At 42.9% G+C, this 21,211-nt stretch carries 26 protein-coding genes and 1 pseudogene; 17 read left to right on the top strand and 10 right to left on the bottom strand.

What is annotated here, in order from left to right; translation table 11 throughout:
* Positions 1-28: 28 nt before the first annotated feature.
* On the bottom strand, positions 29-175 hold the full coding sequence (locus IM676_RS03045) for a hypothetical protein (protein WP_200986765.1): 147 nt from the start codon (positions 173-175) through the stop codon (positions 29-31).
* Positions 176-217: 42 nt separating this feature from the next.
* Here IM676_RS03045 and IM676_RS03040 point away from each other — a divergent pair, with 42 nt between their 5' ends.
* On the top strand, positions 218-1,516 hold the full coding sequence (locus tag IM676_RS03040) for an RNA-guided endonuclease InsQ/TnpB family protein (protein ID WP_200987251.1): 1,299 nt from the start codon (positions 218-220) through the stop codon (positions 1,514-1,516).
* A gap of 585 nt (positions 1,517-2,101) precedes the next feature.
* On the opposite strand, the gene IM676_RS03035 is transcribed toward IM676_RS03040, so the two are convergent.
* The 6 genes from IM676_RS03035 to IM676_RS03010 all read right to left on the bottom strand — a co-directional run bounded on the left by IM676_RS03035 (position 2,102) and on the right by IM676_RS03010 (position 7,731).
* Complete coding sequence (locus IM676_RS03035; protein WP_200987252.1) at positions 2,102-2,716, bottom strand: cytochrome c oxidase subunit 3; 615 nt, start codon at positions 2,714-2,716, stop codon at positions 2,102-2,104.
* A gap of 43 nt (positions 2,717-2,759) precedes the next feature.
* Entirely contained in the window at positions 2,760-4,421 is a 1,662-nt protein-coding gene (gene ctaD, locus IM676_RS03030) for a cytochrome c oxidase subunit I (protein WP_200987253.1), read from the bottom strand.
* Between the two features lie 6 nt (positions 4,422-4,427).
* Complete coding sequence (locus IM676_RS03025) at positions 4,428-5,339, bottom strand: cytochrome c oxidase subunit II (protein ID WP_200987254.1); 912 nt, start codon at positions 5,337-5,339, stop codon at positions 4,428-4,430.
* Between the two features lie 9 nt (positions 5,340-5,348).
* Entirely contained in the window at positions 5,349-5,954 is a 606-nt protein-coding gene (locus IM676_RS03020; RefSeq protein ID WP_200987255.1) for a DUF2231 domain-containing protein, read from the bottom strand.
* Positions 5,951-6,451 (bottom strand): DUF2231 domain-containing protein, encoded by a 501-nt coding sequence (locus tag IM676_RS03015; protein ID WP_200987256.1) that lies wholly within the window; start codon positions 6,449-6,451, stop codon positions 5,951-5,953. Before IM676_RS03015 ends, IM676_RS03020 begins: the two co-directional genes overlap by 4 nt.
* 1,094 nt (positions 6,452-7,545) lie before the next feature.
* Positions 7,546-7,731, bottom strand: coding sequence for an RNA-binding S4 domain-containing protein (locus tag IM676_RS03010; RefSeq protein ID WP_200987257.1), 186 nt, complete (start codon positions 7,729-7,731; stop codon positions 7,546-7,548).
* A gap of 88 nt (positions 7,732-7,819) precedes the next feature.
* Here IM676_RS03010 and IM676_RS03005 point away from each other — a divergent pair, with 88 nt between their 5' ends.
* The 12 genes and pseudogenes from IM676_RS03005 to IM676_RS02950 all read left to right on the top strand — a co-directional run bounded on the left by IM676_RS03005 (position 7,820) and on the right by IM676_RS02950 (position 16,880).
* Positions 7,820-8,602, top strand: coding sequence for an ABC transporter permease (locus tag IM676_RS03005; RefSeq protein WP_200987258.1), 783 nt, complete (start codon positions 7,820-7,822; stop codon positions 8,600-8,602).
* Between the two features lie 81 nt (positions 8,603-8,683).
* Positions 8,684-9,403 carry a pyridoxine 5'-phosphate synthase gene (locus IM676_RS03000; RefSeq protein ID WP_200987259.1) on the top strand — a complete coding sequence of 240 codons (720 nt, stop codon included), beginning with the start codon at positions 8,684-8,686 and terminating at the stop codon, positions 9,401-9,403.
* 107 nt (positions 9,404-9,510) lie between these two features.
* Positions 9,511-10,317, top strand: coding sequence for an ester cyclase (locus tag IM676_RS02995; RefSeq protein WP_200987260.1), 807 nt, complete (start codon positions 9,511-9,513; stop codon positions 10,315-10,317).
* A 72-nt stretch (positions 10,318-10,389) separates the two neighbouring features.
* Positions 10,390-10,719, top strand: a complete 330-nt coding sequence (locus IM676_RS02990) for an MgPME-cyclase complex family protein (protein ID WP_200987261.1) — start codon at positions 10,390-10,392, stop codon at positions 10,717-10,719.
* Positions 10,720-10,895: 176 nt separating this feature from the next.
* Positions 10,896-11,486, top strand: coding sequence for an IS607 family transposase (locus IM676_RS02985; protein ID WP_200987262.1), 591 nt, complete (start codon positions 10,896-10,898; stop codon positions 11,484-11,486).
* Positions 11,371-12,537, top strand: a complete 1,167-nt coding sequence (locus tag IM676_RS02980) for an RNA-guided endonuclease InsQ/TnpB family protein (RefSeq protein ID WP_225880497.1) — start codon at positions 11,371-11,373, stop codon at positions 12,535-12,537. Before IM676_RS02985 ends, IM676_RS02980 begins: the two co-directional genes overlap by 116 nt.
* 73 nt (positions 12,538-12,610) lie before the next feature.
* Positions 12,611-13,282, top strand: coding sequence for a hypothetical protein (locus IM676_RS02975; protein WP_200987263.1), 672 nt, complete (start codon positions 12,611-12,613; stop codon positions 13,280-13,282).
* Positions 13,283-13,318: 36 nt separating this feature from the next.
* A pseudogene (locus IM676_RS02970) lies at positions 13,319-13,915 on the top strand (ester cyclase); the annotation flags it as partial.
* Positions 13,916-13,987: 72 nt separating this feature from the next.
* Positions 13,988-14,317, top strand: coding sequence for an MgPME-cyclase complex family protein (locus IM676_RS02965; protein WP_200987261.1), 330 nt, complete (start codon positions 13,988-13,990; stop codon positions 14,315-14,317).
* A gap of 176 nt (positions 14,318-14,493) precedes the next feature.
* Positions 14,494-15,084 (top strand): IS607 family transposase, encoded by a 591-nt coding sequence (locus IM676_RS02960; protein WP_200987262.1) that lies wholly within the window; start codon positions 14,494-14,496, stop codon positions 15,082-15,084.
* A complete protein-coding gene (locus IM676_RS02955) occupies positions 14,969-16,135 on the top strand; it encodes an RNA-guided endonuclease InsQ/TnpB family protein (RefSeq protein WP_225880497.1) in 1,167 nt (388 codons plus the stop codon). Before IM676_RS02960 ends, IM676_RS02955 begins: the two co-directional genes overlap by 116 nt.
* Positions 16,136-16,208: 73 nt before the next feature.
* A complete protein-coding gene (locus tag IM676_RS02950; RefSeq protein WP_200987263.1) occupies positions 16,209-16,880 on the top strand; it encodes a hypothetical protein in 672 nt (223 codons plus the stop codon).
* 1 nt (position 16,881) lies between these two features.
* Here the strand turns inward: IM676_RS02950 and IM676_RS02945 are convergent, their stop codons facing one another.
* Positions 16,882-17,331 (bottom strand): divergent PAP2 family protein, encoded by a 450-nt coding sequence (locus IM676_RS02945; RefSeq protein ID WP_200988869.1) that lies wholly within the window; start codon positions 17,329-17,331, stop codon positions 16,882-16,884.
* A 135-nt stretch (positions 17,332-17,466) separates the two neighbouring features.
* Here IM676_RS02945 and IM676_RS02940 point away from each other — a divergent pair, with 135 nt between their 5' ends.
* From IM676_RS02940 to IM676_RS02925, 4 genes are all read left to right on the top strand, one after another.
* Positions 17,467-17,796 carry an MgPME-cyclase complex family protein gene (locus IM676_RS02940; protein WP_200987261.1) on the top strand — a complete coding sequence of 110 codons (330 nt, stop codon included), beginning with the start codon at positions 17,467-17,469 and terminating at the stop codon, positions 17,794-17,796.
* A 176-nt stretch (positions 17,797-17,972) separates the two neighbouring features.
* On the top strand, positions 17,973-18,563 hold the full coding sequence (locus IM676_RS02935) for an IS607 family transposase (RefSeq protein ID WP_200988868.1): 591 nt from the start codon (positions 17,973-17,975) through the stop codon (positions 18,561-18,563).
* Entirely contained in the window at positions 18,448-19,614 is a 1,167-nt protein-coding gene (locus tag IM676_RS02930; RefSeq protein ID WP_225880497.1) for an RNA-guided endonuclease InsQ/TnpB family protein, read from the top strand. Before IM676_RS02935 ends, IM676_RS02930 begins: the two co-directional genes overlap by 116 nt.
* 73 nt (positions 19,615-19,687) lie before the next feature.
* Positions 19,688-20,359 carry a hypothetical protein gene (locus IM676_RS02925; RefSeq protein ID WP_200987263.1) on the top strand — a complete coding sequence of 224 codons (672 nt, stop codon included), beginning with the start codon at positions 19,688-19,690 and terminating at the stop codon, positions 20,357-20,359.
* Position 20,360: 1 nt separating this feature from the next.
* Here IM676_RS02925 and IM676_RS02920 read toward each other — a convergent pair whose 3' ends face one another.
* Together IM676_RS02920 and IM676_RS02915 are read right to left on the bottom strand one after the other, a co-directional pair.
* Complete coding sequence (locus IM676_RS02920; RefSeq protein ID WP_200987264.1) at positions 20,361-20,816, bottom strand: divergent PAP2 family protein; 456 nt, start codon at positions 20,814-20,816, stop codon at positions 20,361-20,363.
* Between the two features lie 89 nt (positions 20,817-20,905).
* Positions 20,906-21,211: polyprenyl synthetase family protein (locus tag IM676_RS02915; protein ID WP_200988867.1), on the bottom strand; the 306-nt coding region annotated here is incomplete at its 5' end.

Genomic DNA, 21,211 nt, shown 5'->3' with positions numbered 1-21,211 from the left:
CAGGGGATGAAACGCGACTTGGCAGGCTTCAGCCTGCTGTGTCCCCTTCGAGTTTTAGGCTATCAATCCAATCTTCAATCAAAGCAGTGATAGTTTTATCTTTTTGAGCAGCATATAAATAAAGTTTATTTCTTCTCCGCTCAGATAGACGTATTGTTAATGTTTTTCCCTTCATAATTGACATAAATCGTTAGTATATATCAAGGAGGTGAAAACAATGTATGGATGTCAGCAAAACTTAATTAAACCAGATAATGAACTTAGAGCAGTCCTTGAGTTTATTTGCTCAGAGTCCCATAAACTGACAAATTGTGGTATCTACTACGCTCGTCAGTTATACTTCAAAACGAGGAAGTTGATTGGTAAATACGATCTAGAAAAACAATACAAGACAAATAAACATTATCAAGTTTTGTACTCTCAAGCAGCACAACAAATTTTGAGGTCTGTAGCAGAATCATTCAAGTCTTTTAAAGAATTGGATAAGAAGTACAGCAAAGGTGAATTGCATTTTAAGCCCAAGCTACCGAAATATCGTAAAGGTGTAGGGTATTCACTTGTGACCTACCCAAAGCAAGCATTGAAACTTGTTGGTGATCATATAAAAATACCGCTGGGTAGTACTGTTAAACGTTGGTTTAAACTTGATAGTTTCTTGCTGCCAATGCCTTCAAACCTGAAGTTTGCAGATATTAAGGAATTAAGAATACTACCAAGAAACCGATGCTTTTATGCTGAATTTGTCTATGAGCAAAAGTCATCACCAAAAATTAATTTTAATCCTCAGTATGCTCTAGCAATTGACCCCGGCATCAACAACTGGTTAAGCTGTGTTTCTAATGTTGGAACTAGTTTTATTGTTGATGGACGCAAAATTAAATCTCTTAACCAATGGTACAACAAGCGTGTTAGTACCTTAAAGGAAGGTAAACCACAAGGATACTGGGATGAACAACTAGCCCACATCACAGAAAAGCGTAACCGACAAGTGAGAGATGCTGTAAATAAAGCAGCTAGATTAGTTGTTGACTACTGCATTAAATACAAAATTGGTACAGTTGTTTTTGGGTGGAATCAAGGACAGAAACAAGAAGCAAAGTTGGGTAAAACAACTCAATCTTTTGTACAAATACCAACAGCTAAATTAAAGGAACGAGTTAAACAACTGTGCGAATACTACAGCATCAAATTTGTTGAAACCGAAGAGTCCTATACTAGTAAAGCTAGTTTTTTAGATGGTGACTTTCTACCTATTTTCGGCGCAAAACCTGAAGGGTGGATACCAAGTGGAAAACGAGTAAAACGTGGAATGTATCGTACTGGTGCAGGTAAATTAATCAACGCTGATTTGAATGGTGCTGCGAATATTCTTCGCAAAGTAGAGACACAACTAGATTTAAATCTGGTCAAGGTCTGTAGGCGAGTTTTGACCCTCGCTACCAGATATCGCATCTGGGAAACCAAAACTAAAAAGCGGAGGGAAGCGGCTTTAGCCCTTCTGGTAGCAACAGTTTAGAATCCCCGTCCATTTATGGCGGGGAGAGGTCAACTAAAGCATTCTTGAGAGCCTTTTTCTGAAATAAAGCTTTATCATCTTGCTGACTCATATATCCATATTCTCAGAGGTTGTTTGGAAAGTATTAAACAGGTAATTTTTATATTAGGGAACAGGGAACACACCGAAGGATTGGGAAGGATTGGGGAACACACAAAAAACAATAAAATCCAGTCCCCTCCCCTTACAAGGGGAGGGTTAGGGTGGGGTCAAGGAATAGTTGATACACTAATCATGACTTATCAAACATCCTCTCAGTAACTATATGGTGTTTAAAAAAAACTTTAAACTCATGTATAAATAAACCAGTATACAGCACTTTTCAAGTAAATAAAGTACACACCTTAATATCATAAATCTTGTGGGGTGGGCATCCTGCCCGCCCTACTGATAATTTCTCAACTCAAATAGGATGACTATATCTTAGTCTGTGTTTAGCAGTCAGCACCGGAAGTAATTTTCGCCAGTGGTATCGCTTTGTGAACCATCAACCATAGGTAAAAAAAATGGGGACACCACCGACTGAACAGAAGTATCCCCAAAAACCTATTGCCAAATATAGATAAGGATAAACAAAACAATCCAAATCACATCTACGAAGTGCCAGAATAAGGAAGTCGCATTGACCCCAAAGTGACCAGAATCGTAGTTTCCCGGTAAGAAAGAGCGGAAAAAAATAATCAACTGTAACAGAATACCAGTGAGAACGTGCAAACCGTGAAAACCAGTCAGCAGATAGAACATCCCACCGAATACCCCGGAAGTAAACCCAAACTCCAGGTTACTCCATTCAATACCTTGACCCACTAAAAAGTAGGTACCCATTGCCATAGTAGCCGCTAGATAGATGCGAAATCCCCTTAAATCGTGTTTTTGTAGGGCCCGTTCTGCTAAGTAAATGACAAAGCTACTGGAAACAAGAATGACTGTATTGATGGCCGGTTCTATAATTTCTAGCCCGGAAACTCCATCTGGTAACCAATTAGGAGTTGTGGTTTTGTAGACGATATACCCAGCGAAGAAACTCAGGAAGATAACGCTTTCCGATAGTAGGAACACAATGAAGCCAAACATTTTATTGCCTTCTTCGTCGTGTTCGTGTTCAACACCTGTGTGATAGTGATTTAATTGCAACTCTTCTGAGTTGATAGAACTGTCCATGGATGGGAATTCTCCTTTTTTAAACCCAGAGGATGACTAAAGTTTAGTCTGGGTGTTTTAATGCGGGGTTGTTGGCTGTTAAGGGTTCTAATTTACCGTAGCCGTAAGGTTCAGAAATAATGATGGGAATTTCCTCAAAGTTTTCCACCGGGGGGGGTGAAGAAACCATCCACTCTAGTCCGATCGCTCTCCAAGGATTATCCGGTGCTTTTTCCCCTTGCATCCAAGAAATCACCATGTTGAAAATGAATGGTAAAGTGGACATTCCCAGCATGAAAGCCCCCAGACTAGCGATAATATTCCAAAATTCGTACTCTGGAGCGTAGGAGGAAACCCGGCGTAACATTCCTTGCAAACCCAAGGGGTGCATGGGTAAAAAGTTAAGGTTAGTACCAATGAATGTTAACCAAAAGTGCAATTTACCCCAGCCTTCGTAGTACATTCTGCCGGTCATTTTGGGGAACCAGTGGTAAATTGCAGAGTATAAACCCATGGTCACTGTGCCAAAGAGGACATAGTGAAAGTGACCGACCACAAAGTAAGTATTATTGACGTGTACATCCACAGGTACAGAGGAAAGCATAATACCCGTGATACCCGCAAATACAAACATGATTAAGCCACCCAGGGAAAATAGCATGGCTGTATCTAGCCGCAGTTTACCCCCCCAAATGGTCGCTACCCAAGCAAATACTTTAATCCCTGTGGGTACGGATACAAACATGGTGGTGAGCATGAATATTAACCGCATCCAACCAGGTGTACCACTGACATACATATGGTGTACCCAGACGATACCACTGACTACCGCAATTAACATTGAGGAAATGGCAACTACTTTGTAGCCAAACAATGGTTTGCGGGCGTAGACTGGGAATATTTCTGAGAAAATGCCAAAGATGGGCAAGATAATCACGTAAACAGCCGGGTGGGAGTAAAACCAGAAGTAATGCTGAAACATCACTGGATTACCGCCGTGGCTGGGGTTAAAAAAGGCAGTCCCTGCGGTGAGGTCTAGTAGTAACATCACTGCACCCGCTGTGAGTGCGGGTAATCCAAACAATTGGATAATCTGGGCGCTAAATACTGCCCAGACAAATAAAGGCATCCGAAAAAAGCCCATCCCCGGAGCGCGCATCTTGACGATGGTGGTAACAAAGTTAACAGCACCCATGATGGAAGAAACGCCGGAAATGGCTACTGCCAGTAACCAAACTACTTGACCATTAATTAAGCTCCCCGTGGGGTTTTGCAGACTCACAGGGGGGTAAGACCACCAACCAGCTTGGGCTGGACCGCCAGGAACTAAGAAACTGGTCATTAACAGAATCCCCACCACCGGTACCATCCAAAAGGCCACGGCATTGAGTCGGGGAAATGCCATATCTCGCGCCCCAATCATTAGGGGTACTAGATAGTTGGCAAAGCCTACTAGGGAAGGAAATGTCCACAAGAACAGCATGACAGTGCCGTGCATGGTGAACATCCCGTTATAAACGGTGCGGTCTACTAGGTCAGATTCGGGTGTAATTAGTTCTCCCCGAATTACCATGGCGAAGATCCCGCCGACGAGAAAGAAAATAAATGAGGTGACCAGGTACTGTATACCAATTACCTTATGGTCGGTGCTAAAGCTGAAGTATTTTTTCCAGCTACCTGGCGGCTCATCAGGGTGACTGATGCCTGTAACGGAGATATGTGTCATTGGTCATTACCCAGGATAATTAACGATAGGAGATGGGGCTGGTGCTACTCTCGCCCAACCGTTTTTCACTGGCTGATCGGCAGCTTGGGCATACTCGGAGGCTGCCTGATTTAGCGCTGGTGTGGGCTTTTGGGTGGCAGCGTAGGACAGCCATTGATGGTAATCTTCGGGAGATTCCACAACTACATTGGCCTGCATGGTGGCAAAGTATGTACCACTATATTGAGAATCCGTTAACCGATACTCTCCCTCACGGATGGGTGTAAATTCAAAGTCAATGGTGTGATTAGGTACAATGTCCTGCTTGAGGCGGAATGCAGGAATATAGAAGCCATGTAGCACATCTTCTGATTTTAGTGCTAAACGTACCCGGCGATCGCTTGGTAAATGCAATTCTGTACTGGTAACATTTCTTTCAGGATAGTGGAACACCCACGCCCATTGTTTAGCCACTACATCAATGTTTTCTACTGGTTCCCCTTCCTCCGGGGGTGCTGCATCAGCCGATTCCATACCTAAAGGATTATGCAAATGCACCAGTTCCATGGGTCCTTGAATCCCCATTTCTTCGTAGACTTGGTAGCTATAGGCAGCAATCCACAATACCAACATAATGGGGATAGCTGTCCATACCACCTCTAAGGTAACGTTACCCTCAATGTGGGGGCCATCGCTCAAATCCCACCTTTGCGCCCGGTGGAAAATAATCGAGTACATCAGAGTACCGGTTACACCTAAAAAGATGAATGCACCCAGGGTGACTAAGAAGCTAATTAGATCATCAATTAGCTGAGATTCTGCTGCTGCTTGGGGGGGAAGCCAGCTATAAGCCTGCTGTCCTATCCACAGACTGATCACAGTCACAATGGTTGCAGCCACCAACACGGTGAAAATATTTAAAATCTTCCGCAAGTCCATAATTGTTAGTTACTTGAGCATTGTGTTTAGGTCTGCGCCCATTCTCAGCAAGTTATCTGCTGTATTATGTATGCCAAACTCCGCCGCCATTTGCGCTCCCAGTGTGCCGTGGACATACATGATCAACATCACTACTATTCCCGTGGCGATATAACTCCACTGCACTTCTTGCCCTGGGTCCTGACTCCAAACAAAACGCTGCCATCCTCTCCACAGCGTCATCCCTAGAATTAGTCCTAGTAAGAATACCCCACCCACACCATGCCAAAGCATGGTTTCCATGGCCTGCATTCCCCAGGCACTTTTGACATCAGCAGATGGTGTTGCCAGCAGCATTTCATAAAAGCCCGCCGCTACAGTGAAAATAGTCATGATAGTACAGCCAAGCATGTTGTACCACCCCACATCAAAAAAGTTGGCAGGTTCTACCGGAATGGCTAAAAACTTGAACACCCATTTTTGCCAAGGGAACAGTATACCTACAAGATCAAAGGTAATGCCAATGATGAACAGACCCAAGGTTAAATGTACTAAGTTGGGATGTATGGGAATGGAGTACGGTAGTCCATTAGCCCCCAATTGCCCGCTTATTTGATCAATTAATTCCGAGTTCATCGCAAGATACCTTCCTTGACTGCTTCAACAACTGGTACTGTGTGCAGTCCATATACCCACACTAGTTGGTCTCCCAGATATACTTGCACGCCCACAATTACGGTTAACAACAACCCAGCGAGCATATAATGAATCGGCAATTTGTAAGGGTTGCGGCTGCGAATCACATACCGCCAGGCTGTAATGGATGCAATAATTCCCGATAGCGACCAACCAACTAATGTATGTACATTTAACACTGATTTTACCTGGTTGTATGGTAGTGCTAAACCGGCTTCAAATTGACCAAAAATAATCGCCACAAAGATAGCGATCGTCGCCACAAACATATTCCACCAACTCACCTCAAACAGATGAGTTCTACCAGTAAAATAACCGAGTATATCGCAGAAGAATGCAAACAAAACCATCGCAATTACAAAGTGCACAACGATGGGGTGCATCGTATCTGGATACGGCAAATTGTGCTCATTTAAAGATGTCAGATACTCAAGCATTGTGTTCTCCTGGATATATTTATTGCCCCTCAATCGTCAATATTTACAGCCCCCACACCACTACAATTAGTTGCATTAAACCGGATTTTTTTGAGATATCCGCGGCGAAATCCGGTCAATGTCAAGACTTTTCACTGCTACATCTGGCTTGATTTACAAAGCTATGCAGTTACTATTTATCATCAACGATTCAATTCAATTCATCTGTTCATGCCGATAATATACAACAGCAATTTTTAATTAATCCCACAAAACTGTTGTATTCTCTTGGGATGGTTTTACCTATACCTTACCTTAACGTTTTTTTTACTAATTGTCAAAAAAATTATCAAATTCTGCTAATGATTATATAATGCAAATATTTTTGATGAAAAAGTAAAATCAGCAACATTTACCAATTATAAATCTGTGATCACCAACACAAATTCATATAATCTGAATAAAAAAATACCAATCAATAAAAATTTCAGATAAAATAATAAATATACTGATTTATTATTGATTAATAATTGAAGTTAAAAATATCAGGATTTTAAATTTTAAGGGGATGTAGAAACCCCATCTTCAACGAAGTAAGATGGGGGAGTTAAAATCAAATCTTAGAGAATGTTTGATAAGTTTTCAACAGGTAATTTTTATCTTAGGGAACACCGGAGCACCGGAGCACCGGAGCACCGGAGCAGGGAATGGGGGACACTCCGAAACAATAAAATCCAGTCCCCTCCCCTTACAAGGGGAGGGTTAGGGTGGGGTGAAACAATAGTTGATACACTAATCATGACTTATCAAACATCCTCTAAGAGAATGTTTAATAAGTTCTCAACAGGTAATTTTTATCTTAGGGAACACCGGAACACCGGAACACCGGAGCAGGGAATAGGGAACACACAAAAAACAATAAAATCCAGTCCCCTCCCCTTACAAGGGGAAGGTTAGGGTGGGGTCAAGCAATAGTTGTTGATAGACTAATCATGACTTGACAAACATCCCCTTAAAGCCAAGAGTCTCCTAGGCGATAGCGCCAGCGCTGCTTGCTGCAAGAAGCAGATCGCCCGATTGTCTTGGATACTCCTAATCAACAGATTAGGAATATGTCACTCCACGTCAACCTCAAAGGTTTTCCCCTCGACTGTCACTTTGTCCCCTAATACTAATTTGCGTCCTCTACGGGTTTCTACCATACCATTGACTTTGACGCCACCATCAATAATCATTAGCTTGGCTTGTCCTCCGGTTGCGGCAATACCCGTAAACTTTAAAAACTGATCGAGTTTAATCATTTAGTTAACTTGGTTAAATATTTCAACCTATACCCAAGATGCCTAGGGATTAGCTATCCTTTCTTGTATATGGGTTTGAGGGTGCAAGATGAGAAGATATTGGCAAGTACTAGGGTTATTTTGGACTACCGCGATCGCCGTTGAAATGGAGTATCGCCTGAATTTTCTCATAGCTACCCTCAGTAGTTTGGGTAATCTTGCAGGTAGTCTATTCGGACTCTTCTTATTTTACCGTACTGGTTACACCTTTACCGGTTGGTCATGGTCAGCGGCTTTACTAGTTTTGGGAATTTTTACCCTACTACAAGGGTTTGCAGCTACCTTTTTAGCCCCAAACCTGAATCGCATTGTCCGCCATGTCCAGGAAGGTACATTAGATTTTGTCCTCCTCAAACCTATCAGCAGTCAGTTTTGGCTTTCCACTCACACCTTGTCACCCTGGGGACTACCAGATTTAGTTTTTGGTAGTATTGTCATTGGCTATGCAGGTACGAACCTGGGGTTAGGCATCAATAATTACCTCATGAGTGCAATACCTTTGTTATTTGGCTTTGTAATTCTTTATAGCCTGTGGTTTATCCTCGGTGCTACTAGCATTTGGTTTGTAAAAATCTACAATTCTACAGAAGTTTTGCGGGGTTTGTTAGAAGCCGGTAGATATCCTATGGTAGCCTATCCCACAGCTTACCGCTTTTTCTTTACATTTATAGTACCAGTGGCATTTTTAACTACAATACCAGCCCAAACCATGCTGGGTAGGGGTGAAATTAACTGGTCTATAGGTGCTGGAGTGTTAGCCATTGTACTATTTTACCTCTCCAGTGCCTTTTGGCGGTTTGCTTTGCGCTTTTATACCAGTGCTTCCAGTTAGAGCCAATGATAGGGCTTCTTGCTGCCATGCTAAAATCCGTTAAAATCAAAGCTTATGGATTATGGATAGGGAGATACAAGGGTGCCTACACTAGGCGTTAACATTGACCACATCGCCACCATCCGTCAAGCGCGACGGACAGTGGAACCAGACCCCGTAGCAGCGGCGGTACTAGCAGAATTAGCGGGTGCAGATGGAATTACTGTACATTTACGGGAAGATCGGCGCCATATCCAAGACCGAGATGTGTTACTATTACGCCAGACAGTGCGATCGCACCTCAACTTAGAAATGGCCGCCACCGACGAAATGGTGAGAATTGCCCTTGATATTAAACCCGACTACGTGACTTTAGTACCAGAAAAGCGGGAAGAAGTCACCACAGAAGGCGGACTAGATATTGCCGGGCAAACTGCTAGAATAGGAGAAATAGTTGATAAATTGCAAAGCGCCGGTATTCCAGTGAGTCTATTTATTGACGCACAAGATGCACAAATTGCAGCATCTGTCAAGGTAAAAGCCCAATTTATTGAACTGCACACCGGCCAGTACGCTGAGGCTAAAGACGAAAAAAATCGCCAGCAAGAACTAGCCCTATTAGCTTACGGATGTGAACAAGCAATAAAAGCCGGCTTACGCGTTAATGCTGGCCATGGACTTACCTACTGGAACGTTTACCCCGTAGCTGCATTACCAGGAATGGAAGAACTCAACATTGGTCACACCATTATCAGTCGAGCAGCATTAGTAGGAATGGAAAGAGCAGTCCGCGAAATGAAACAAGCCATACAGGGACTGTAAATATATCTACTGACAGGAATGGCTCGCATCTAGTATAAATTCAAATCAGAGGGGTTGGAACTGCGAAATCCACAAATTTGGAGTTACATCTTTAAGCAAAAACTTCTATGACCTCAACAGAGTCTAACAGTCTCCCCCTTTGGGTACTGCACAGAGATCAAGTACTAGAACAAAGTACAAATATCGAATGGCGGTATGGTAAGTTTCCCGACTATACCCGTTCCAACGAGAATCTGGCTAAAGAAAGTACCCATCATCATCCCCAAGGTTCACTAGAGGCTATAGTGCAAAACCTGGTGAGAACTTTTGATGTAGAAGCTAACTTCAAAACCAACCCCCAGCAGTGGATATCAGTTGTCAATGATCAGTTCCGCATGAGTACCAATGGAGGACCTAGCTACACTGTATCAGATGTGGTAGAGTCAGGGACTTACAAGCTCTTGATTGGTAATACTCAACATTACAAAGCTGCTGAGGAAAACTTTGAAACATCCACAAACCTCTTCCATACAGCATTTCCCGAAGGATTTCTCTGGGAAGTGTTAGAGGTGTTTTCAGCACCCCCCACTGTGGCTTTTAAGTGGCGACATTGGGGACACTTTAAAGGTGCATATAAGGACTACGCACCCACAGGAGAAACCATAGAAGTCATCGGTATGAGCATAGCCCGTCTGAGCGATGACTTGAAAATCCTCTCCTTAGAACACTATTATGACAACACCAAGTTCTTGGAGAAGCTGACAGCCAGCGGAAAACCAGAAACTGGCGATCGCGATCGGGTGGACTGTGCCACACCACAGCACAAACCAGCAAATTTTTGGAGTTTTCTGCAAAAATTGTGGTATGGGCAAGAAAAGGCCAAAACTGAGCCGAGAAAACCCAGTGCTTGTCCATTTAGTGCCTTAATCAGGTAATTCCGGTTTAATTATTTTTTAGGGTGACAGTGGTGCATCTTCCTCAAATTATTCAATAGCAAAGGTTGAAAAATGCAAACATATTATTACGTTTTGGCAAGTCAGCAATTTCTCATACACGAAGAACCAACCGCAGAAGTGCTCAAGGAGCGGACTCGATACTACCATGAACAAGAAAAAGAAATTGATTTTTGGTTAGTCAAGCAGCCAGCTTTCCTGGAAGCACCCGAAATGGCACAGATAAAAGCCAAGTGTCCCCAACCCGCCGCCGCCATTATTTCTACCAACCCCCAATTTATTACCTGGTTAAAACTGCGATTTGAGTATGTGATTACAGGAGAATTTCAGGCTCCTTCTGAGACTATCTCGGATGCTTTAGCATCTTTGAGCTATGTCTCTTAATATACTGTTATATTCTTGACTTTCCTCCGGATAACTTTAGTCCTGATATTTTTGGGGACTAAAAGAAAAGAAAATTTAGGGTAGGTACAATACCTACCCTGAAGGTAGGGGTTAGCCGATAGCTAGTTATTTACTAATAATAGATTACATATGCCCATAAATGCTCAGATAGTGGTATGGCTTATGTACCACTACGAGAAGCAGTTAAACAACTGGGATTGCACCCAAACACTTTAAGGAAGTACGCAGACAATGGCAAGATTGAAAGCATCAAAAACGAAGCAGGACAAAGACTTTTTCACATTGAATCCTACCGCCGTGGTGCAACTAGAACTTCCTTTGTCTGCTACTGCCGAGTTAGTTCAACCAAGCAACGAGACGACCTTGGTAGACTCGCCTATATGCAATCACTCTACCCAGATGCCGAAATCATCAAAGATATCGGCAGTGGAATCAACTTTAAAAGAAAAGGACTGCAAACCTTACTGGACAGACTTATGCGCCCAGATAAGCTCACCCTTGTTGTTACCTGTCGTGACAGACTCGCAAGGTTTGGATTCGAGCTTATTGAGTACATGGTCGAGCAAAACGGTGGAAGAATCCTGGTTCTCGACAACACTGTACATTCCCCAGAGTCAGAACTTACCTCGGATCTTCTCTCCATCCTCCACCTCTTCTCTTGTCGGATGCACGGACTCAGGAAGTACAGTAAAAAAATCAAGGAAGATCCGGATCTTCCTTACAGCCGAGCAAAAGCAGATCGTTAAACAGTGGTTTGGTGTGTCCAGGTTTGTTTACAACACCACCGTCAAACTGCTGCAAGACTCAAGCATCAAAGATAACTGGAAAGCGATTAAGACTGACATATTGAACGGACTCCCAGAATGGAGTAAATCAGTCCCTTATCAGATTAAATCAATAGCCATCAAAGATGCTTGTAAGTCTGTCAGCAACGCCAAGAAAAAGTTTAAAAACGGTGGTGGTATTAGCAAGATTAGATTTAGGTCAAGAAAAGACACTGTACAATCTTGCTACATTCCTAAATCTGCCGTGAAAGACTTGGGGATTTACCACACTGTATTAGGTAAGGTAACCTTCAAAGAAGCCTTACCACAAAGCTTTGGCGACTGTCGTTTAGTATTTGCCTACCGTGATTACTATTTGACAGTTCCAGAGGACGCGCCACAACAGAAGTCTGATAACCAAGGACGTGTTGTAGCACTTGACCCCGGTATCAGAACATTTATCACCTTCTTTTCTGAATCTAGTTTTGGCGAAATTGGCACATCTGCTAATTTGCAAATACAGAAGCTGTGTTTTCGTTTGGATAAGTTAATTTCTAAATTCACTAAAGCCAAGTGCAAACAAAGAAGAAGGATGAAGCTCGCCGCCAGTAGACTGCGGGGTAAAATCAAAAACCTTGTAGACGAATTGCACAAGAAAACTGCTCGATTTTTGGTTGATAACTTTGACATTATTTTACTACCGACCTTTGAAACATCCCAAATGGCTCAGAAGGCGAAACGACGAATTAGGTCAAAGTCAGTGCGTCAAATGTTAACACTCTCTCACTACCGATTTAAGCAGTTTCTCAAGCATAAAGCTTTTGAGACTAATAAAGTGGTGATGGATGTGAACGAAGCGTACACATCAAAAACAGTCAGTTGGACTGGTGAAATCATCCCCAACCTTGGTGGTGCTAAATTCGTTAAGTCTCCATCTGACGGGCTGGTAATGAACCGGGACATAAATGGTGCGCGGGGGATTTTCCTTCGTGCATTGGTTGATACGCCCTCTCTTAAAGAGTGTATTTGTTAGTGAATGTTAGCAAAAAAGTATCGGTTCTACTTTCTTGGCTTCAACCCCTTTTTACCCCTCAAAAATTCTATTTATGCCTCTCCAATTTATACAGAAATTTGATACTTTATTTACTGCATTAACACTGGCTACAGCCAGCTTGATAGGTAGCATGACTTCTGTGGCCGCCCAAGAAAATCTTCCCGTTTGCGAACTTCCCCGCCCTGGGGAATATTTGTTATTGGTAGTCAGTCCTACAGCAGATAGTTATAAACAGCTGCGTAATGCCTTGCCAAATCAAATCCCAGCTACAACTTGCCGATATCTCACCAATACAGTCACACGCATAGGGGGATTTCAGAAAATTGATGATGCCAATCGTTGGGCAAGATATGTCAAGAACATTGCGGGCTTATCTACTATCATCAGTACAAGAGCAGCAGCAGGTGATGTTGTCTCAGATCCAGTTCAACCACCACCAACTCCACCTCGTACAGTCAGCTTTAATCCCCAATTACTAGGAGATGGTTATGCTGTATTGGTAGATTATTTCAACCGCCCAGAACTGGCAACTAGTATACAACAGCTAGTAGGGGGTAACATAGGTTTTGCTTCCTACGGACAACGCCCTTACTTATTGGCAGCTCATACTGGCAACCTACAACAAGCATACAGAAAACTGCAAAAGCTTAACGAAAGCGGTTTTTTTGCCATCTTAGTAGATGGCAATAAGGTAATGTTACTACGCTCATCTGTGCCTTTATAAACTAGTAAGCGGACCGAGCTAACCAATAGATGGTTAGCCCCANTCAAAACCAACCCCCAGCAGTGGATATCAGTTGTCAATGATCAGTTCCGCATGAGTACCAATGGAGGACCTAGCTACACTGTATCAGATGTGGTAGAGTCAGGGACTTACAAGCTCTTGATTGGTAATACTCAACATTACAAAGCTGCTGAGGAAAACTTTGAAACATCCACAAACCTCTTCCATACAGCATTTCCCGAAGGATTTCTCTGGGAAGTGTTAGAGGTGTTTTCAGCACCCCCCACTGTGGCTTTTAAGTGGCGACATTGGGGACACTTTAAAGGTGCATATAAGGACTACGCACCCACAGGAGAAACCATAGAAGTCATCGGTATGAGCATAGCCCGTCTGAGCGATGACTTGAAAATCCTCTCCTTAGAACACTATTATGACAACACCAAGTTCTTGGAGAAGCTGACAGCCAGCGGAAAACCAGAAACTGGCGATCGCGATCGGGTGGACTGTGCCACACCACAGCACAAACCAGCAAATTTTTGGAGTTTTCTGCAAAAATTGTGGTATGGGCAAGAAAAGGCCAAAACTGAGCCGAGAAAACCCAGTGCTTGTCCATTTAGTGCCTTAATCAGGTAATTCCGGTTTAATTATTTTTTAGGGTGACAGTGGTGCATCTTCCTCAAATTATTCAATAGCAAAGGTTGAAAAATGCAAACATATTATTACGTTTTGGCAAGTCAGCAATTTCTCATACACGAAGAACCAACCGCAGAAGTGCTCAAGGAGCGGACTCGATACTACCATGAACAAGAAAAAGAAATTGATTTTTGGTTAGTCAAGCAGCCAGCTTTCCTGGAAGCACCCGAAATGGCACAGATAAAAGCCAAGTGTCCCCAACCCGCCGCCGCCATTATTTCTACCAACCCCCAATTTATTACCTGGTTAAAACTGCGATTTGAGTATGTGATTACAGGAGAATTTCAGGCTCCTTCTGAGACTATCTCGGATGCTTTAGCATCTTTGAGCTATGTCTCTTAATATACTGTTATATTCTTGACTTTCCTCCGGATAACTTTAGTCCTGATATTTTTGGGGACTAAAAGAAAAGAAAATTTAGGGTAGGTACAATACCTACCCTGAAGGTAGGGGTTAGCCGATAGCTAGTTATTTACTAATAATAGATTACATATGCCCATAAATGCTCAGATAGTGGTATGGCTTATGTACCACTACGAGAAGCAGTTAAACAACTGGGATTGCACCCAAACACTTTAAGGAAGTACGCAGACAATGGCAAGATTGAAAGCATCAAAAACGAAGCAGGACAAAGACTTTTTCACATTGAATCCTACCGCCGTGGTGCAACTAGAACTTCCTTTGTCTGCTACTGCCGAGTTAGTTCAACCAAGCAACGAGACGACCTTGGTAGACTCGCCTATATGCAATCACTCTACCCAGATGCCGAAATCATCAAAGATATCGGCAGTGGAATCAACTTTAAAAGAAAAGGACTGCAAACCTTACTGGACAGACTTATGCGCCCAGATAAGCTCACCCTTGTTGTTACCTGTCGTGACAGACTCGCAAGGTTTGGATTCGAGCTTATTGAGTACATGGTCGAGCAAAACGGTGGAAGAATCCTGGTTCTCGACAACACTGTACATTCCCCAGAGTCAGAACTTACCTCGGATCTTCTCTCCATCCTCCACCTCTTCTCTTGTCGGATGCACGGACTCAGGAAGTACAGTAAAAAAATCAAGGAAGATCCGGATCTTCCTTACAGCCGAGCAAAAGCAGATCGTTAAACAGTGGTTTGGTGTGTCCAGGTTTGTTTACAACACCACCGTCAAACTGCTGCAAGACTCAAGCATCAAAGATAACTGGAAAGCGATTAAGACTGACATATTGAACGGACTCCCAGAATGGAGTAAATCAGTCCCTTATCAGATTAAATCAATAGCCATCAAAGATGCTTGTAAGTCTGTCAGCAACGCCAAGAAAAAGTTTAAAAACGGTGGTGGTATTAGCAAGATTAGATTTAGGTCAAGAAAAGACACTGTACAATCTTGCTACATTCCTAAATCTGCCGTGAAAGACTTGGGGATTTACCACACTGTATTAGGTAAGGTAACCTTCAAAGAAGCCTTACCACAAAGCTTTGGCGACTGTCGTTTAGTATTTGCCTACCGTGATTACTATTTGACAGTTCCAGAGGACGCGCCACAACAGAAGTCTGATAACCAAGGACGTGTTGTAGCACTTGACCCCGGTATCAGAACATTTATCACCTTCTTTTCTGAATCTAGTTTTGGCGAAATTGGCACATCTGCTAATTTGCAAATACAGAAGCTGTGTTTTCGTTTGGATAAGTTAATTTCTAAATTCACTAAAGCCAAGTGCAAACAAAGAAGAAGGATGAAGCTCGCCGCCAGTAGACTGCGGGGTAAAATCAAAAACCTTGTAGACGAATTGCACAAGAAAACTGCTCGATTTTTGGTTGATAACTTTGACATTATTTTACTACCGACCTTTGAAACATCCCAAATGGCTCAGAAGGCGAAACGACGAATTAGGTCAAAGTCAGTGCGTCAAATGTTAACACTCTCTCACTACCGATTTAAGCAGTTTCTCAAGCATAAAGCTTTTGAGACTAATAAAGTGGTGATGGATGTGAACGAAGCGTACACATCAAAAACAGTCAGTTGGACTGGTGAAATCATCCCCAACCTTGGTGGTGCTAAATTCGTTAAGTCTCCATCTGACGGGCTGGTAATGAACCGGGACATAAATGGTGCGCGGGGGATTTTCCTTCGTGCATTGGTTGATACGCCCTCTCTTAAAGAGTGTATTTGTTAGTGAATGTTAGCAAAAAAGTATCGGTTCTACTTTCTTGGCTTCAACCCCTTTTTACCCCTCAAAAATTCTATTTATGCCTCTCCAATTTATACAGAAATTTGATACTTTATTTACTGCATTAACACTGGCTACAGCCAGCTTGATAGGTAGCATGACTTCTGTGGCCGCCCAAGAAAATCTTCCCGTTTGCGAACTTCCCCGCCCTGGGGAATATTTGTTATTGGTAGTCAGTCCTACAGCAGATAGTTATAAACAGCTGCGTAATGCCTTGCCAAATCAAATCCCAGCTACAACTTGCCGATATCTCACCAATACAGTCACACGCATAGGGGGATTTCAGAAAATTGATGATGCCAATCGTTGGGCAAGATATGTCAAGAACATTGCGGGCTTATCTACTATCATCAGTACAAGAGCAGCAGCAGGTGATGTTGTCTCAGATCCAGTTCAACCACCACCAACTCCACCTCGTACAGTCAGCTTTAATCCCCAATTACTAGGAGATGGTTATGCTGTATTGGTAGATTATTTCAACCGCCCAGAACTGGCAACTAGTATACAACAGCTAGTAGGGGGTAACATAGGTTTTGCTTCCTACGGACAACGCCCTTACTTATTGGCAGCTCATACTGGCAACCTACAACAAGCATACAGAAAACTGCAAAAGCTTAACGAAAGCGGTTTTTTTGCCATCTTAGTAGATGGCAATAAGGTAATGTTACTACGCTCATCTGTGCCTTTATAAACTAGTAAGCGGACCGAGCTAACCAATAGATGGTTAGCCCCAAAGCCGAGCCAGCTATCACCTGCACCGGCGTATGTCCCAGTAACTCCTTCAGACGGTCTTGACTAAAGTCTGGTTTTTCGTGGAATAATTCATCAATCATTTGATTGAGAATACGAGCTTGTTTGCCAGCAGCTTGGCGGACTCCGGCAGCATCATACATAACTATGATGGCGAAAACCGTAGCCACAGCAAACTCAGCCGATGCCCAACCAAGACTTTCTCCCACACCAGCAGCCAGAGCAGTGACTAAAGCTGAATGGGCGCTAGGCATACCTCCAGTTGTAACTAAAACACGTACATTCAGTTTCCGATGTTTGACCAGATCAACTATAAGCTTCAATGCTTGAGCAATGAAACAAGCTACCAGAGCAACCAGCAGCACCCGGTTNAAAAATTGTGGTATGGGCAAGAAAAGGCCAAAACTGAGCCGAGAAAACCCAGTGCTTGTCCATTTAGTGCCTTAATCAGGTAATTCCGGTTTAATTATTTTTTAGGGTGACAGTGGTGCATCTTCCTCAAATTATTCAATAGCAAAGGTTGAAAAATGCAAACATATTATTACGTTTTGGCAAGTCAGCAATTTCTCATACACGAAGAACCAACCGCAGAAGTGCTCAAGGAGCGGACTCGATACTACCATGAACAAGAAAAAGAAATTGATTTTTGGTTAGTCAAGCAGCCAGCTTTCCTGGAAGCACCCGAAATGGCACAGATAAAAGCCAAGTGTCCCCAACCCGCCGCCGCCATTATTTCTACCAACCCCCAATTTATTACCTGGTTAAAACTGCGATTTGAGTATGTGATTACAGGAGAATTTCAGGCTCCTTCTGAGACTATCTCGGATGCTTTAGCATCTTTGAGCTATGTCTCTTAATATACTGTTATATTCTTGACTTTCCTCCGGATAACTTTAGTCCTGATATTTTTGGGGACTAAAAGAAAAGAAAATTTAGGGTAGGTACAATACCTACCCTGAAGGTAGGGGTTAGCCGATAGCTAGTTATTTACTAATAATAGATTACATATGCCCATAAATGCTCAGATAGTGGTATGGCTTATGTACCACTACGAGAAGCAGTTAAACAACTGGGATTGCACCCAAACACTTTAAGGAAGTACGCAGACAATGGCAAGATTGAAAGCATCAAAAACGAAGCAGGACAAAGACTTTTTCACGTTGAATCCTACCTCCGTGGTGCAACTAGAACTTCCTTTGTCTGCTACTGCCGAGTTAGTTCAACCAAGCAACCAGACGACCTTGGTAGACTTGCCTATATGCAATCACTCTACCCAGATGCTGAAATCATCAAAGATATCGGCAGTGGAATCAACTTTAAAAGAAAAGGACTGCAAACCTTACTGGACAGACTTATGCGCCCAGATAAGCTCACGCTTGTTGTTGCCTGTCGTGACAGACTCGCAAGGTTTGGATTCGAGCTTATTGAGTACATGGTCGAGCAAAACGGTGGAAGAATCCTGGTTCTCGACAACACTGTACATTCCCCAGAGTCAGAACTTACCTCGGATCTTCTCTCCATCCTCCACCTCTTCTCTTGTCGGATGCACGGACTCAGGAAGTACAGTAAAAAAATCAAGGAAGATCCGGATCTTCCTTACAGCCGAGCAAAAGCAGATCGTTAAACAGTGGTTTGGTGTGTCCAGGTTTGTTTACAACACCACCGTCAAACTGCTGCAAGACTCAAGCATCAAAGATAACTGGAAAGCGATTAAGACTGACATATTGAACGGACTCCCAGAATGGAGTAAATCAGTCCCTTATCAGATTAAATCAATAGCCATCAAAGATGCTTGTAAGTCTGTCAGCAACGCCAAGAAAAAGTTTAAAAACGGTGGTGGTATTAGCAAGATTAGATTTAGGTCAAGAAAAGACACTGTACAATCTTGCTACATTCCTAAATCTGCCGTGAAAGACTTGGGGATTTACCACACTGTATTAGGTAAGGTAACCTTCAAAGAAGCCTTACCACAAAGCTTTGGCGACTGTCGTTTAGTATTTGCCTACCGTGATTACTATTTGACAGTTCCAGAGGACGCGCCACAACAGAAGTCTGATAACCAAGGACGTGTTGTAGCACTTGACCCCGGTATCAGAACATTTATCACCTTCTTTTCTGAATCTAGTTTTGGCGAAATTGGCACATCTGCTAATTTGCAAATACAGAAGCTGTGTTTTCGTTTGGATAAGTTAATTTCTAAATTCACTAAAGCCAAGTGCAAACAAAGAAGAAGGATGAAGCTCGCCGCCAGTAGACTGCGGGGTAAAATCAAAAACCTTGTAGACGAATTGCACAAGAAAACTGCTCGATTTTTGGTTGATAACTTTGACATTATTTTACTACCGACCTTTGAAACATCCCAAATGGCTCAGAAGGCGAAACGACGAATTAGGTCAAAGTCAGTGCGTCAAATGTTAACACTCTCTCACTACCGATTTAAGCAGTTTCTCAAGCATAAAGCTTTTGAGACTAATAAAGTGGTGATGGATGTGAACGAAGCGTACACATCAAAAACAGTCAGTTGGACTGGTGAAATCATCCCCAACCTTGGTGGTGCTAAATTCGTTAAGTCTCCATCTGACGGGCTGGTAATGAACCGGGACATAAATGGTGCGCGGGGGATTTTCCTTCGTGCATTGGTTGATACGCCCTCTCTTAAAGAGTGTATTTGTTAGTGAATGTTAGCAAAAAAGTATCGGTTCTACTTTCTTGGCTTCAACCCCTTTTTACCCCTCAAAAATTCTATTTATGCCTCTCCAATTTATACAGAAATTTGATACTTTATTTACTGCATTAACACTGGCTACAGCCAGCTTGATAGGTAGCATGACTTCTGTGGCCGCCCAAGAAAATCTTCCCGTTTGCGAACTTCCCCGCCCTGGGGAATATTTGTTATTGGTAGTCAGTCCTACAGCAGATAGTTATAAACAGCTGCGTAATGCCTTGCCAAATCAAATCCCAGCTACAACTTGCCGATATCTCACCAATACAGTCACACGCATAGGGGGATTTCAGAAAATTGATGATGCCAATCGTTGGGCAAGATATGTCAAGAACATTGCGGGCTTATCTACTATCATCAGTACAAGAGCAGCAGCAGGTGATGTTGTCTCAGATCCAGTTCAACCACCACCAACTCCACCTCGTACAGTCAGCTTTAATCCCCAATTACTAGGAGATGGTTATGCTGTATTGGTAGATTATTTCAACCGCCCAGAACTGGCAACTAGTATACAACAGCTAGTAGGGGGTAACATAGGTTTTGCTTCCTACGGACAACGCCCTTACTTATTGGCAGCTCATACTGGCAACCTACAACAAGCATACAGAAAACTGCAAAAGCTTAACGAAAGCGGTTTTTTTGCCATCTTAGTAGATGGCAATAAGGTAATGTTACTACGCTCATCTGTGCCTTTATAAACTAGTAAGCGGACCGAGCTAACCAATAGATGGTTAGCCCCAAAGCCGAGCCAGCTATCACCTGCACCGGCGTATGTCCCAGTAACTCCTTCAGACGGTCTTGACTAAAGTCTGGTTTTTCGTGGAATAATTCATCAATCATTTGATTGAGAATACGAGCTTGTTTGCCAGCAGCTTGGCGGACTCCGGCAGCATCATACATAACTATGATGGCGAAAACCGTAGCCACAGCAAACTCAGCCGATGCCCAACCAAGACTTTCTCCCACACCAGCAGCCAGAGCAGTGACTAAAGCTGAATGGGCGCTAGGCATACCTCCAGTTGTAACTAAAACACGTACATTCAGTTTCCGATGTTTGACCAGATCAACTATAAGCTTCAATGCTTGAGCAATGAAACAAGCTACCAGAGCAACCAGCAGCACCCGGTTATCTAAAATATGGCCTATGTCCTGCATGGTCTTTCGGTTCGGTTAGTAAATTTAGCGGCAATTATTTTCTGAGGAAACATTTTCATGCAACCCAAAATCCTAAATCTCAACTTCACTTAGTGATTACGACTGGTAATAAAGTAAGCCAGCGCCTGCAGTGGTTGGGCCAATTTCCCAAAGGTTTCCAATTCCTGACAGGCTGCTTCCACTAGCTGTTGAGCTTTCAACCGTGATTCTTCCAGTCCCCACAGGCTAGGATAGGTAACTTTTTTAGCAATTAGGTCTTTACCTGCGGTCTTACCTAATTGCTCCTGGGTAGCCGTGATATCTAAAATATCATCTATGATCTGGAATGCTAGACCAATGTTTTGAGAATAGCTAGAGAGTCTTTGTATATCTTCAGAAGACCCCCCCGCGACAAT

This window comes from Anabaenopsis elenkinii CCIBt3563 (assembly GCF_015245355.1).
GTDB lineage: Bacteria > Cyanobacteriota > Cyanobacteriia > Cyanobacteriales > Nostocaceae > Anabaenopsis > Anabaenopsis elenkinii.
Note: the sequence above shows the minus strand (reverse complement) of the source record. Positions and strands in the feature narration are given on the sequence as shown.

Coding starts and splice junctions, on each gene's coding strand:
- IM676_RS02940 (WP_200987261.1), top strand. CDS start 17,467: ATGCAAACATATTATTACGTTTTGGCAAGTCAGCAATTTCTCATACAC.
- IM676_RS03020 (WP_200987255.1), bottom strand. CDS start 5,954: ATGAACTCGGAATTAATTGATCAAATAAGCGGGCAATTGGGGGCTAAT.
- IM676_RS03045 (WP_200986765.1), bottom strand. CDS start 175: ATGAAGGGAAAAACATTAACAATACGTCTATCTGAGCGGAGAAGAAAT.
- IM676_RS03015 (WP_200987256.1), bottom strand. CDS start 6,451: ATGCTTGAGTATCTGACATCTTTAAATGAGCACAATTTGCCGTATCCA.
- IM676_RS02990 (WP_200987261.1), top strand. CDS start 10,390: ATGCAAACATATTATTACGTTTTGGCAAGTCAGCAATTTCTCATACAC.
- IM676_RS02950 (WP_200987263.1), top strand. CDS start 16,209: ATGCCTCTCCAATTTATACAGAAATTTGATACTTTATTTACTGCATTA.
- IM676_RS03005 (WP_200987258.1), top strand. CDS start 7,820: ATGAGAAGATATTGGCAAGTACTAGGGTTATTTTGGACTACCGCGATC.
- IM676_RS02985 (WP_200987262.1), top strand. CDS start 10,896: ATGGCTTATGTACCACTACGAGAAGCAGTTAAACAACTGGGATTGCAC.
- IM676_RS03010 (WP_200987257.1), bottom strand. CDS start 7,731: ATGATTAAACTCGATCAGTTTTTAAAGTTTACGGGTATTGCCGCAACC.
- IM676_RS02935 (WP_200988868.1), top strand. CDS start 17,973: ATGGCTTATGTACCACTACGAGAAGCAGTTAAACAACTGGGATTGCAC.
- IM676_RS02995 (WP_200987260.1), top strand. CDS start 9,511: ATGACCTCAACAGAGTCTAACAGTCTCCCCCTTTGGGTACTGCACAGA.
- IM676_RS03025 (WP_200987254.1), bottom strand. CDS start 5,339: ATGGACTTGCGGAAGATTTTAAATATTTTCACCGTGTTGGTGGCTGCA.
- IM676_RS02965 (WP_200987261.1), top strand. CDS start 13,988: ATGCAAACATATTATTACGTTTTGGCAAGTCAGCAATTTCTCATACAC.
- IM676_RS02925 (WP_200987263.1), top strand. CDS start 19,688: ATGCCTCTCCAATTTATACAGAAATTTGATACTTTATTTACTGCATTA.
- IM676_RS03035 (WP_200987252.1), bottom strand. CDS start 2,716: ATGGACAGTTCTATCAACTCAGAAGAGTTGCAATTAAATCACTATCAC.
- IM676_RS02960 (WP_200987262.1), top strand. CDS start 14,494: ATGGCTTATGTACCACTACGAGAAGCAGTTAAACAACTGGGATTGCAC.
- IM676_RS03040 (WP_200987251.1), top strand. CDS start 218: ATGTATGGATGTCAGCAAAACTTAATTAAACCAGATAATGAACTTAGA.
- ctaD (WP_200987253.1), bottom strand. CDS start 4,421: ATGACACATATCTCCGTTACAGGCATCAGTCACCCTGATGAGCCGCCA.
- IM676_RS02920 (WP_200987264.1), bottom strand. CDS start 20,816: ATGCAGGACATAGGCCATATTTTAGATAACCGGGTGCTGCTGGTTGCT.
- IM676_RS02975 (WP_200987263.1), top strand. CDS start 12,611: ATGCCTCTCCAATTTATACAGAAATTTGATACTTTATTTACTGCATTA.